Source organism: Coleofasciculus sp. G1-WW12-02 (genome assembly GCF_040219735.1).
GTDB lineage: Bacteria > Cyanobacteriota > Cyanobacteriia > Cyanobacteriales > Coleofasciculaceae > Coleofasciculus.
On record NZ_JAVJRX010000013.1, the window covers coordinates 35,313 to 48,073 of the forward strand.

Here is a 12,761-nt window from a genome sequence, read left to right on the forward strand (position 1 = left end):
AGCTTCCCCGGCTCCATATTCCCTGTTCCTTGTTCCCTATTTTAAAAAATGGCATTTATTTCCATCACTTATGGATTCTTTCTGCTGGGTGTCCTGCTGATTTACTGGACTCAGCGTTCTTCATCAGGGCGATTATGGGTACTCCTAATTGCCAGTTTACTCTTTTACAGCAGCTTACAAATTCAATACATTCCGCTGCTCTTATTCGTAGTTTGGCTCAATTTTTACTTAGGGCAGAGAATTGCGGTCAATACATCACCTGGGTCGCATCTCAACAATAACCATCTCTCCAATGAAGAGTGGTTAATGGAACAGGAACTTTGGAATCAGAGACGTTTGAGACTCCTGTGGCTGGGGATTGGATTAAATATTCTCTGTTTAGTCAGCTTCAAGTATGTTCCGTTTATCCTGACGAATATCTCCGCCCCCTTGAATTTACCCGTGGCGCGAGAGGGGGCAAGCTGGATTAGCGATCACTTAATTGCTCCCTTGGGACTTTCGTTTTTTGTTTTTGAATGTATTGCCTATCTAATTGATGTATATCGGGGGGCACCCGCCACACGCCAAAGCTTACAATTTGCTACCTACAAATTATTTTTCCCGAAACTAATTTCAGGACCCATTACTCGCTACCATCAGTTTTCTAGCGAGTTGAAAGATATCCAATTTCCCAGTTTTGACCGCCTGAGTGAGGGGCTATGGTTGATTGCCAGTGGTGCGGTTAAAAAGGCACTTTTAGCGGATCGGATCGGAATTTTTGTTGATCTGTGTTTTGGCAGCGTAGAACGGGCAGGTAGTGGTGATTTGTGGCTGGCTATTTTTGCCTATGGTTTACAACTGTATCTGGATTTTAGCGGCTATGTGGATATTGCCCGGGGGAGTGCTATCCTCATGGGATTTAACCTGCCAGAAAACTTTAATTTTCCGTACTTTAGTACCAGCATTGCAGATTTCTGGCGACGCTGGCATATTACGTTAGGCGATTGGATTCGTAACTATCTTTATTTTCCCTTAGGCGGGTCACGCAAAGGATTAGGTCGAACCTGTCTGAACTTGTTTGTTGTCATGCTAATTATTGGCATTTGGCATGGTGCGGCTTGGGGATTTGTCGTGTGGGGAGGATTGCACGGTTTAGCTTTGGTGGTGCATCGTTTAACCCAAACCCTATCAGACCGCTTTGCTTGGTTAAAGGGATGGTGGCAAACCGGATTCGGTGTGCTAGTGGCGTGGGCAATTACTCAATGGATGGTGTTCATGTCCTGGATTTTCTTCCGCTTACCTAATCTCAAACAAGCCGGCTTTGTCATCCAGAATCTCTGGGGTCAACCCGCCGATGTCCAGTTTGCCGAAAATGTTTATTTGACTGCGTTTGGCTTACAACGCTTTGAGTTGACACTGCTGTTGGTCATCGTCGCCCTTTTAATGGCGGGTGTTTATGGGATTCATCGGGGTCTGAAGTTACAACTCAACTGGCCCCTGAAGTTGCTATTGGTGCCTCTATGCCTTTATACGGTGTGGTTGTTGGCGCCTTCAGGCGGTTTACCTTATATCTACTTTGACTTTTGATTGATAAGTTAACCTAATGCAAGTCATACAATGAATTAATAAAACCGTTGGATGATTCAAATGAATATGAATACCATTAAAGGTAGGGCAAAAGTTTTGCCTTGCTTCAATCAATCGCTAATGAAGTAATAGCACTAATTGAATTATGACTACCACAGTACAACGTCGCGATAGCGCGTCTTTGTGGGAACGGTTCTGTAATTGGGTCACTTCCACCGAAAACCGCCTGTATATCGGCTGGTTTGGTGTACTGATGATCCCAACTCTCTTAACCGCCACCACCTGTTTCATCATCGCCTTCATCGCCGCTCCCCCTGTGGACATCGATGGAATCCGCGAGCCTGTTGCTGGAAGCTTACTGTACGGTAACAACATCATCTCTGGTGCTGTTGTACCTTCCTCCAACGCCATCGGCTTGCACTTCTATCCCATCTGGGAAGCTGCTTCCTTAGATGAGTGGCTCTACAACGGTGGTCCTTACCAGTTGGTAGCCTTCCACTTCCTCATCGGCATCTTCTGCTACATGGGGAGAGAGTGGGAACTTTCCTACCGCTTAGGTATGCGTCCTTGGATTTGCGTAGCTTACAGCGCACCTGTAGCTGCTGCTACCGCCGTGTTCCTCATCTACCCCATCGGTCAAGGTTCTTTCTCCGATGGAATGCCTCTGGGCATCTCTGGAACCTTCAACTTCATGTTCGTGTTCCAAGCTGAGCACAACATCCTGATGCACCCGTTCCACATGCTCGGTGTGGCTGGCGTATTCGGCGGTGCATTGTTCAGCGCGATGCACGGTTCTTTGGTAACCAGCTCTCTGGTACGTGAAACCACCGAAGTTGAATCTCAGAACTACGGCTACAAGTTCGGGCAAGAAGAAGAAACCTACAACATCGTTGCCGCTCACGGTTACTTTGGTCGGTTAATCTTCCAATACGCTTCCTTCAACAACAGCCGTTCTCTGCACTTCTTCTTAGGTGCATGGCCCGTGGTTGGTATCTGGTTCACAGCACTGGGTATCAGCACCATGGCATTCAACCTCAACGGATTCAACTTTAACCAGTCGATTCTGGATTCCCAAGGTCGTGTAGTCAACACCTGGGCAGATGTACTCAACCGCGCCAACTTAGGCTTTGAAGTCATGCACGAGCGCAACGCTCACAACTTCCCCTTAGACTTGGCGGCGGGTGAAACCACCCCGGTAGCATTGACTGCTCCTAGCATCAACGGCTAATCAGAAACAAAGAGGACGGCGCGACGAACGTAACACAGATGCGACTGTTCGCGTCACCTTAACTGAATAAACACAAAAAGCGCTCTCCCATAACGGGGGGCGCTTTTTGGTATGGATTGGCGCAGGACATGCAGTGGCAAAGACATTCCGCAGCAATGCAGCAATGCAGTAATGCAATAGTGCAGTAAGTAATGCAATAATGCAGTAATTACGCACTTAATTCATTATTCGCCTTAACCCTAAGAGTCATTCGTGGGCAAAATTATAGGCTTCTTGAACCAAAAAGGCGGCTGCGGCAAATCCACCACAGCCGTTCACTTCACGCATTGGCTAGCCACCAAACAGAAAAAAAATGTGCTGCTCGTCGATGCCGATTCCCAGCAGTCCAGCTCAGCCTGGTTAGCCGGCATGGAATTATCCATTCCCTATAAAGTGGTGCAAACTCCTGATGACTTACTCGAACGCCTGCCAGAACTAGAAAAACAATACGACCAGCTCGTTGTCGATGGTCCAGCCTCCTTAGCCGAAGCCACCCGAGCCATTCTGTTTCGCGCTGTCCTGGCTATCGTCCCCGTTCAGCCCACAGGTGTAGATTTGCGATCGGCGTCTGATGCAGTGCGGTTAATCAAACAAGCCCAGTCCGTTCGCGGCGGTCCCCCCATGGCGGCGATGTTTGTCTCCCGAGCCGTCAAAGGCACCAAACTCAAAGATGAGGCGATCGCGCTTTTGAGCCAAACCCAAGACGTCACTCTACTCAAAACAGTGATTCATCAAAAACAAGCGATCGCGGATACCTCCGGTCAGTCCGCAACCGTCTGGGATTTGCCCAGTCGCCCCGCCAAAGAGTCAGCGCGGGAATACGAGCGATTGTTCAAAGAAATTATGGCACTATTATGAGTCAAAAGAAAAATCGCAAGCCCCTTACCGATACCCTGGCACAACAGTTTGTCTATGGTGAGAACCCCAAAGACACTACATCAGACTCTTCCCAGAAACCAACACCCACTCAACCCAAAGAAGACAAAACCCCACCCAGAAGGAGCGAAACCAAACGCGATCGCTCTTCGAGTCAAGCGCTCTTCCCAGATAGCACTCCTTCCACCTCAGAACCCATGTCAGAGAACAACTCCAAAACCTTGGGGGTCAAACTCCCTTCCCAGTCTAAACTGATGGATAAGTTCCAAGTACCCTCCAAAGAGGCGACGGTACGCTTTACAGTAGATTTGCCCATATCAATGCACCGCAAGCTGTCACTCTTAGCCGCGAGGACTGGTAAGAAAAAGGCGGAGATTGTGCGAGTGTTATTGGATGAGACATTAAAGGATTTAGAGAGCGATTGACCGCTAATCAGCCAATTCGCGTAGTCATATTAAGAAATATTGCTGATGTAGGCATCATTGAACAGAGACGATAATTGTATCTAGGCACCGAGAAATAAATTGGCATACCGGGGTTTGCGCCGTGAGAATTCAGTCTCCGAATCGATACGCAAGCCCTTTGTTTCTTGATATCTTTGACATCCTCCCCGCGAAATCATACCAAGTTGCGTTCTAACGTGTCATATTGAAATTTCTCTTCCAGCACCAAGGTTATCCAGATTAACAGGGACAACTCATGAAAAGCTTGGGTAAAGTAGAGATCAGCAAAAAGCTTTTCTTTGCTCATTGCCACTCCTCTAAAACATGAGCAGTTATTCCCTCAGCAATATTCTCTTACCGGCTGTATTTATCTCCAGTGCTGTCTTTTCTACATTGACAGTACCCTTTGCTTTAATCGGGAAAGAACCCGTCATTATTGAACTCTCCCCCTTTTATAGTGGGGAAATTCAACCGATCTTTGATGGCAATCACAAAGAGGTAGCCATTCCCTATATCGGATTCTCCATCGTCGTCAGCGTAGGAGCTGGCATGGCTACAGTCGAAATGATTCGACGGTGGAATCAATGGAGTGAATCAACGACTGAAGAAGAGGAGTCATCAAATTCGCCGCCCAATTCACCCGAAAACCCAATTCAGCCCGAACCCCTCGACCACCCAGAATACCGACCGGAAGTTTCGGCAATAGACCTACCCCCTTCAGATGAGGGTTTCGACAGTCCATTGCTAACGCCTCCAGAAGCCGTTGGAGAAGAGCCAGACGTACCTGTTGAACCTGAACCACTCTTAGTTCAGCCTCCACCCACTCTACCTCATCCGACAGGGGCGCTGAGTGTCATGTCAGAAGCACCCGACTTATCCCCAGTGCCAGAAGGGAATAAGGTGATTCAGTTTACACCACGTCACGCCAATCAATCTGCTACTCTTTCTTTAGACGTAATTGAAAGTGAAATCCTAGAATCTCGCGACCAGTACAAAACCTGCCGGATTCAAACACCCCATTTAAAACGACGCTTATTTGCCATCGCCGTTGAGGGTCAATACTACAGCTTTTTGAGAGCCGAGAAAACCAAAGAGAAGGTACTAGAAATCCTGACCCGGCTAGGTGATAGCGTTCAGAAAACAGTGATTACGAAAACGGAAAAAGGCTATGTAATATGGGCTTGGGAGCATGAAGTTTCCTGACACCAATTATTTTATATTTCTATTGAGATGAATGCTGACGAAATAATAGAAAGATATATACAAGGGGAACGAGATTTTAGTGGAACCGACTTAAGTGGAGCTTCCTTGAGTGGAGTAGACCTGCAACGAGTCGTGTTGTGGCGAGCCAACCTCAGCAAGGCTAACTTAACAGGTACAAACCTAAGTGGGGCAGATTTATTAGGAGCCAATCTGAGTGAAGCAAACTTGAGTCGTGCTGTACTCTGTGGTGCCAATCTGAGTGAAGCAAACTTCAGTAATGCGCTGCTGCATAAAACCAATTTTCATACCACCCTTTACAACAAAGCCACTCAGTTTCCTGACAATTTTGACCCCGTAAAAGCAGGGGCTTATTTAATTGCACCTCAGAGTTTACTTCCCGAAGCTGACCTGAGTGGGGTAGACCTAAGTAACGCCAACTTAACCGGGGCTAATTTGAGTCGTGCTGACCTATGGAAAACTAACTTGAGAGAAGCGTCTTTGCAGGAGGCGAATCTAAGCGAAGCTTGTTTAATGGGCGCTGACTTGACGGGAGCTGACTTGACGGGAGCTGACTTGAAACAATCCAATCTATTGGGAGCTGATTTGCGGGACGCTACCCTTCTAGAGATTGACATAAAAGGCGCACTCTACGACGAAACGACTCAATTTCCCAAAAATTTTGACCCAACCGAAGCCGGAGCGTACTGTATTACTCCTGGCGCTTCACTGAGGCGAGTCAACCTCAGTGGCGTCAACCTCAGTGGCGCCGATTTGAGTGAAGCCGATTTGAGTGAAGCCGACTTGAGCGGGGCAAACTTGTTTGGTATTGCACTTTTGAAAGCCAATTTGAGAGGAGCCAAGTTAACCAATGCAATTCTGTGGGACGCCGAACTGATTGGCGCGTCTTTGCAGGAAGCTGTGCTCAGTGGAGCCGACTTGTGGCAGGCGGATTTACGGGAAGCTGACTTAACCGGAGCTGACTTGAGGGGAGCTAACCTGTTTGGGGCTTCTCTGAGTGAGGCTAACCTGCAAGGGGTGAACGGGATGGGCGCACTCTACAACGAAGCGACGCAATTTCCTGTCAAGTTTAACCCAACTGAAACTGGGATGTACTTAATTGCTCCGGGTGCGTCACTTAGGGGAGTCAATCTGACGGGAGCCGACCTGAGGGGAGTGGATTTGAGTGGTGCTGATTTGAGGAAAGCAAAATTGTTTGGCGTCAATCTTCAAGATACCACTCTAGAGGCAACCCAGCTTGAAGCCGCACTCTACAACGAAGCGACACAATTTCCGGTCGGGTTTGACCCACTCAAGGGTGGCGCGTGCTTAATTGCCCCTGGAGTGTCACTTACTGGGGTGAATCTGGGTGAAGCTGATCTAAGGGGAGCTGACCTAAGTCAAACCAACCTGTGTGGGGCAGATTTGAGCAATGTCACTCTGGATGGTGTTAGCGTCAAAGCCGCCATTTACAACGAAGTGACTCAATTTCCTTCAGGTTTCGACCCAAGCGAGGGCGGCGCGTACTTGATTGCCCCCGGAGCGTCCCTGAAAAAAGCCGATTTAGGGGGAGCCGATTTAGGGGGAGCTGACCTGAGTCAGGCGAACTTGAGTCAGGCTAACCTGAGTCAGGCAGATCTGTGGGGTGCCAATCTGAGTCAAGCGAACTTGGAAACCGCTAATCTAGAAGGCGCTAACTTATTAGGTGCCAATTTAGTGCGTGCTAACTTGAGCCATGCCAATCTGAGTCAAGCGAATTTGGATGGGGCAGAGCTGACTGAAGCCAAGCTTAAGGGGGTAGACCTGAGTCAGGTTGACTTAGACGGAGTGATTTTGAGTGGGGCAATCATGCCCGATGGCACAGTTCATACTTAGCCAGTGACATCTCCTACACCAACTGAGTACAGTATGGTGTAGGCTCTAGAGCGACTCCAGCTATTGAGCCTCGGACATTGACTGAGCTTTATTAACGACACGGGATGCCCCACCGCGCCGGACAATACAAAAGTTTTGTCACCTGCTCCTTGTACTGCTGGAATTTTACCCGCCCACAGATGCTTTCTACCTGTAGTCTGTTTCTGGACCCAACCCCATATTCCAGGTTGTCTTGGTTCAGAGTACAGGCAAGCGGTTAGCTTTTAATTTATTTAACCTGCACCTTATAAGGGTAGCAAATTGAAAGTTTTCTGAAAACCATGAAACAGGTAACAACGCGAGTATCAGATAGGGAATATGAGCATCTAGCCAAGTTCTGCAAATTAACACTGAAGTTCCCAATCTGATGTAATTCGCGAATTGATACGCAAGTTGTCAATCTCTGGGGTATTGAACCCCATTGATTGACCGCCTATCCATCTCACGCCAATCTAAATACAGATATGGCGTGAGGCGTTAGGCGTCCAGCTAACCTAACAAAACCTTTTCCTGGGACAGATCCGATGAGCTACTGAGCGAGGAAAATTTGGCTGAGAGCATACTGAGAAGGATGGCAATCTGGGCATGATCTGCCTTATCGATTAATTGTTCTATCTCTTCCTCAAAAGAGAGCGATCGCTTCGGTACAGATGCCCCAAGCACTAGCGAGAAGTAGTATTCTCTTGCCTCAGTCGATAATTTCATCAAAAGCTTACCCAGGTTTTCAGTAGTCATCGGCTGCCTACCTTTCCTGAAATAGGAAATGGTCTGCTGAGACAAACCTGTCTGTTCGGAGAGCCACTTGGCGCTAACTCCGTAAGTTCTCAGCGTTTTATCGAAAGCTTTATTCCAGTCCATATTTCGATTTTACGCTTTTTTAGATCAATTAATTATAGATTTAATTGACAAAAAAGTTAAACTGTTATTTAATTGATGAGGTTCACCTAGAAAAATTATAGGGGATAAAAAATTCGCCCTACCCAAAATAGGGCGGGGCAATCCTTCATTATATAGGTAAATTATGACACAACACTACCGCATGACTCAAGCCGACGCGATCGCCCAGTACAAAGATGGGCTGATTTCTTCCACGGCGTTGATCTACTACTACCTGAAAATCAAGCTGGCTCCAGACTGGAAGATGACTCTACACCAACGTTCAGTCTGCAAAGAACTGGGAATCAGCAAGGCAGCTTTCTACAAGGGTATTCAACGCTTGAAGGACAAAGGTCTGATTGATTGGGAGGCTCCCAACGGTGTAGTCGTGAGCTTTGCACAAAGCCAAGACACTTGTGACCAATTGAAAACTGTTGAACGGAGTACAGACGCTTGTGATCAATCGGAGACGGTAAAACAGAGCGAAGACTCTTTAGACAAATCAGAGACTTGTTGGACAGATCAGAGACTTGTTGGACAAATCGGAGACTCGTTGGACAAATTGGAGACTCATTGGACAGATCAGAGACTCGTTGGACAAATTGGAGACTCGTTGGACAGATCGGAGACTCTGTTGGACAAATCGGAGACTCTGTTGGACAGATCGGAGACTTCATTGGACAAATTGGAGACCCCCACCCCCCCCAACCCCGCTCATATAAACCATTCCCCCGATTCCCCATATTCTTATCAGATTTTTATCAACTCTCTCTCAGATTGCGAGAGAGAGAGCTTTTTTGAGTTTGGAATGAAAAAGGCAGCAGAGCTACCTAAGCCACCAGTACTCCCTAAAAAGTGGATTGAGCGAAACTGGCTTGAACTGAGTTCTGAATTTAAAGCTGTGTCATCTCCAGTGTCATCTCCAACACCAAACCAGGTTGACCCAGAGCTTTATGAGCAACAACGACAAGAACTCCTCTTTGCAGCTTCCCAAGAACTAGCTGAACTTGAAGCTCAGCAGCAAAGATGGAAACAGCAGAAGGCAGAGCAGTCAAATGCTCCTGGTTACAAATCTTCTATGGGAACACCAGTTTTGTAGTTACACAGAAGCGATGGTGAAAGCCCCCGTCTTTTTAGCGGGGGATGAAACCGAGCCAAGCGTCTAGCTAGCAAACTAAAGTCTGCCTGTCTAGGTTCGGGGAGTTTGGCAATCATTGAAACAGTAGATCAAAAACCAAAGCCGTCCTTGAAGGACGGGGCTTGTGACCCAAATTTTTGGTCAAATGGACAAACTTTTTTTTTCATCGATTCAGAACGGGCCTCTGCCTCAGAATGTTGATGCTGAGGAGTCGATTCTAGGCGGTATAATGCTCGATCCTGGAGCGATGGGTCGGGTGGTTGACCAGCTAAAGCCTGAAGCCTTCTACATCAGCGCCCACCAAGAAATCTACCGAGCGGCATTGACTCTATACAACCAGGGAAAGCCAACAGATTTGATGAGTGTCACCACCTGGCTATATGACCATGGCTTATTGGATAAAGTGGGAGGTCAAAGTAAATTAGCACAGCTTGTCGATCGCACGGTGTCAGCGGTCAACATTGACCGATATGCGGCGTTGGTGATGGACAAACACCTGCGCCGTCAGTTAATCTTTGCAGGTTACGAAATCGCTCACCTCAGTTACGAGACATGGACAGAGTTAGCTACTATTTTAGAGAAGTCGGAGCAGAAGATTTTTAACTTGACGACTATTCAGTCAAGAACTCGCTATCAGCTAGAAGACGCACCCCAGATGAGCGCCCAGCTATTCGTCAATATCGAGACAGGAAAAAGGGCAGGTGAGGTCGTGGGGTGGTACGACCTTGAGGCATTAACGGGTGGGAAGCACCGCAAGACACTAACTGTGATTGGTGGTGCAACTTCGATGGGAAAGACTCAGGTGATGCTTTCTCTTTCCCACGCCATCATGACCAAGCTCAATCAGCCTGTTTTGTTCTTTTCCTGTGAGATGGACAAAGACTCCATTAACCAAAGGCTCCTGGCTCGTCTTTCAGGAATCGACAATAGCCGCCTATTTAGAGGTCCACTACCTGGAGGTATAAGAGAGGACGAGTGGAAATTCTTAGCACAGGCAATAAAGATATTTAGCGAGCTACCCTGGATGGTCTATGACGAACCTAATCCATCGATTACTACCATTCGCTCCATTGTCAAGCAGGCGATTTTAAGACAAGGGCAGCTAGGTGCAGTGTTTCTGGATTACGTGCAAATGCTCAATCTGGGGGGGACGGCTCAAAACCGAAACTTAGAACTGGGTCAGATTACGCGAGAGTTAAGAGCGATCGCAAAGGACTTTGATGTGGCGTTGTATCTTGGCTCTCAGATTAATCGGGATGTGGAAAAACGCCGCAACAAGCGTCCCACAAAGGCGGACTTGAGGGATTCTGGGGAGATTGCAGAAGCAGCAGATGCTGTGATTATGCTTTACCGCGACGCTTACTACAGCAAAAATCCTTACGACAAAACGATTGAGTTCATTGTTGATAAAAACCGGATTTACGGAAAGGTTGGCACAGCCAAGATGCTAGTCAACCTGGAAACCTCCAGGTTTTTGCCCATTGTTGGCAATCCGGTACACGAAGAAAACATGCGACACAAATACATCTGAACTACCCAGACCTCCACGAAGTAGGTCTGGGTAGTTCATATTGTTAACAGCCTCCGGTTCGATCACTGAGTATAGCGAGAGTACCTAAGCGAGACGTAGACTGGGTTGAGGAACAAAACCCAGCCCAACCTTGAAGCTGTGGGATTTCGCTGACGCAAAGACTTAACGTAATCGCGGGAGTTCGCTTTCCAACGGTTGTTGTAGTTTCCGTTGTGTCCCCAACGCCTACTACTTCTTGTCAGGCTTAGACTCAGATTCTGGTTCTGGCAGAGACCTGATGAACTCTCGCAGAATATCTGTCTTAGTTCTGCCAGTGCGCTTACTATAAGCCTCTATCCGGTCTAACTCTATTTGAGGTAGCCGGATAGTTAGTTGTCGAGATGTCGTTGACATTGCTGTATAAAGCGTGTACTGTAAGTCTACGAGACATGTACAATTCGCATACAGCCTATGGAGCAGACTAAGAGCAAGTGAACAGCTCCCAAGTCGGCATGACTACTGTGGATACCCCACCCAAAAAAAGGGCTTCAAGAGAGTACCCATAGAAACACGCCGCCGATCCAATCCGGGTCAGAAGCCCACCCATGCATAACCGAATGCATAAGGACTTGCCACGACCCCCAGACAAGGAATCAAGCAGAACCTGGGAAAGCTTAAAAAAGCTTGTGTCCAGGACAGATCCCCTATCCGGCTAGAACCCATTCTAAGCCCAAGGAAAGTAGACGCTTCTCACAAAGAGCGTCTAACCCGTCATGCACATATTCCCAAAAAGCCAGGGCTGACGCATAGCCCCTCTGGAAAAGAGGGCAGATTGGAAAGCCCATCACCCATCTGCATCGCCATGAATAATTGGACAAGAAAACACAACAAATTTAGCGTACAGAATCGACTCACCCCCACCGCCAGAGAATTATGGCAGTGGCTGCTCGATGAAATGCCCGAAGGCAGCAACGAAATTATCGATCTGCGTGACAAGCTTTCAGCCATTCGCTGTGCTGCAAGGGGTAAAATTTGCCCGGAACCTTCGTATTCTGCGTCATCTTTGCTATTTTTGATTTAACTGATTGGTGAACCAATTCGCTAATTAGTTAAAATAATTATGGTTTATAATTCGCTTATCAGTGAATTAACCTTTATAAAACTTTACATGGCTAAACCCATAACGCCCCTTTTAGAATGGCTGTGCGATGAGCAAGGCGACATCTCTGGCAAAGATTTAGCTGAGGTTTCAGGTATTGCACCACAAACTTGGAGTAAAGTCAGACAAGGCAAGCAGGATTTGTCGAGTGATTTAGTCTGGCGGGTAATGTGTGCGATCGCATTACTTCGTCCCAATTCTGAGGCGGCGCGAGTCGTGTCTATCGTAGAAGGGAAACCGTCTCAGACTCATCAAAGCATTAGCGCCAGTCTCTCTGAGATGATTAGGGTTGCGGACGAGGAAGAACTGGAAGCTGCCATGTTGCAAATTGTCCGTCGAATGTTCCGGCGTCAAACAGCACAGACGCGATGAAAGAAGCGCCTGCTAGGATTTTCTTATGGACTTGAGGAAAGAGTTATTTGAAGCAGTCGAACGATGTGGTTTAACGGCGAAGGAGTTAAGCCAGCGCTCTGGCGTCAGCGAGGCTCAGATTTCTCGCTTTCGTTCGGGTGGAAATATAGCTTTTAGGAATTTTCAAAAGCTGGTTGATGGGTTACCGCCTGGTGCGTTCCTGCCGACATCCTCTGAATCGCAAACTAGCGAGGAAATAGCCAACGCGCTAGAGCGGCTAGCTCAAAAAGTGCGGCGTCGAGTTAAAGAAAAATCTCCTAGTACCAGTGAATCCACTAATTCGGATCTACAAGAAGCACTGGTAATAACGAAATGTAAATAAATTACGGTAGACATAGTTGAACCTAAACCCTTACACAATCTAGGTTTGGGAGTTAGCAATAATTTTACTACTAAAGCAA

General features: G+C 47.4%; 14 protein-coding genes. 11 read left to right on the top strand and 3 right to left on the bottom strand.

The features are described 5' to 3' along the window. The first annotated feature begins 48 nt into the window (after window positions 1–48). The 4 genes from RID09_RS01970 to RID09_RS01985 all read left to right on the top strand — a co-directional run bounded on the left by RID09_RS01970 (window position 49) and on the right by RID09_RS01985 (window position 4,134). Window positions 49–1,566 carry an MBOAT family O-acyltransferase gene (locus RID09_RS01970; RefSeq protein WP_446334270.1) on the top strand — a complete coding sequence of 506 codons (1,518 nt, stop codon included), beginning with the start codon at window positions 49–51 and terminating at the stop codon, window positions 1,564–1,566. Between the two features lie 145 nt (window positions 1,567–1,711). After that, on the top strand, window positions 1,712–2,794 hold the full coding sequence (gene psbA / locus RID09_RS01975) for a photosystem II q(b) protein (RefSeq protein ID WP_446334271.1): 1,083 nt from the start codon (window positions 1,712–1,714) through the stop codon (window positions 2,792–2,794). A 252-nt stretch (window positions 2,795–3,046) separates the two neighbouring features. Then, window positions 3,047–3,691 (top strand): AAA family ATPase, encoded by a 645-nt coding sequence (locus RID09_RS01980; protein ID WP_446334272.1) that lies wholly within the window; start codon window positions 3,047–3,049, stop codon window positions 3,689–3,691. After that, window positions 3,688–4,134, top strand: coding sequence for a hypothetical protein (locus tag RID09_RS01985; RefSeq protein ID WP_446334273.1), 447 nt, complete (start codon window positions 3,688–3,690; stop codon window positions 4,132–4,134). Before RID09_RS01980 ends, RID09_RS01985 begins: the two co-directional genes overlap by 4 nt. 193 nt (window positions 4,135–4,327) lie before the next feature. On the opposite strand, the gene RID09_RS01990 is transcribed toward RID09_RS01985, so the two are convergent. Continuing rightward, window positions 4,328–4,459: a hypothetical protein gene (locus RID09_RS01990; protein ID WP_446334274.1), complete on the bottom strand. Its 132-nt coding sequence runs from the start codon at window positions 4,457–4,459 to the stop codon at window positions 4,328–4,330. A gap of 17 nt (window positions 4,460–4,476) precedes the next feature. Between RID09_RS01990 and RID09_RS01995 the strand changes: the two genes are divergently transcribed. Next, entirely contained in the window at window positions 4,477–5,355 is an 879-nt protein-coding gene (locus tag RID09_RS01995; protein WP_446334275.1) for a TetR family transcriptional regulator, read from the top strand. Between the two features lie 27 nt (window positions 5,356–5,382). Then, entirely contained in the window at window positions 5,383–7,227 is a 1,845-nt protein-coding gene (locus tag RID09_RS02000; protein WP_446334276.1) for a pentapeptide repeat-containing protein, read from the top strand. A 528-nt stretch (window positions 7,228–7,755) separates the two neighbouring features. Here the strand turns inward: RID09_RS02000 and RID09_RS02005 are convergent. Next, entirely contained in the window at window positions 7,756–8,001 is a 246-nt protein-coding gene (locus RID09_RS02005; protein WP_446334277.1) for a hypothetical protein, read from the bottom strand. A 286-nt stretch (window positions 8,002–8,287) separates the two neighbouring features. On the opposite strand from RID09_RS02005, the gene RID09_RS02010 reads away from it, so the two are divergent. After that, window positions 8,288–9,241 (top strand): hypothetical protein, encoded by a 954-nt coding sequence (locus RID09_RS02010; RefSeq protein WP_446334278.1) that lies wholly within the window; start codon window positions 8,288–8,290, stop codon window positions 9,239–9,241. Window positions 9,242–9,425: 184 nt separating this feature from the next. After that, window positions 9,426–10,811 (top strand): replicative DNA helicase, encoded by a 1,386-nt coding sequence (gene dnaB / locus RID09_RS02015; RefSeq protein WP_446334279.1) that lies wholly within the window; start codon window positions 9,426–9,428, stop codon window positions 10,809–10,811. A 228-nt stretch (window positions 10,812–11,039) separates the two neighbouring features. On the opposite strand, the gene RID09_RS02020 is transcribed toward dnaB, so the two are convergent. After that, window positions 11,040–11,204, bottom strand: coding sequence for a ribbon-helix-helix protein, CopG family (locus tag RID09_RS02020; RefSeq protein ID WP_446334280.1), 165 nt, complete (start codon window positions 11,202–11,204; stop codon window positions 11,040–11,042). 448 nt (window positions 11,205–11,652) lie between these two features. On the opposite strand from RID09_RS02020, the gene RID09_RS02025 reads away from it, so the two are divergent. From RID09_RS02025 to RID09_RS02035, 3 genes are read left to right on the top strand one after another with little or no spacing between them, the layout of a single operon-like run. Next, the gene (locus RID09_RS02025; RefSeq protein ID WP_446334281.1) at window positions 11,653–11,871 is read left to right on the top strand and encodes a hypothetical protein; all 219 of its coding nucleotides are present in this window, start codon (window positions 11,653–11,655) and stop codon (window positions 11,869–11,871) included. A 39-nt stretch (window positions 11,872–11,910) separates the two neighbouring features. After that, the gene (locus RID09_RS02030; RefSeq protein ID WP_446334282.1) at window positions 11,911–12,321 is read left to right on the top strand and encodes a hypothetical protein; all 411 of its coding nucleotides are present in this window, start codon (window positions 11,911–11,913) and stop codon (window positions 12,319–12,321) included. Window positions 12,322–12,346: 25 nt separating this feature from the next. Beyond that, complete coding sequence (locus RID09_RS02035; RefSeq protein ID WP_446334283.1) at window positions 12,347–12,682, top strand: helix-turn-helix domain-containing protein; 336 nt, start codon at window positions 12,347–12,349, stop codon at window positions 12,680–12,682. Window positions 12,683–12,761 lie beyond the last annotated feature (79 nt).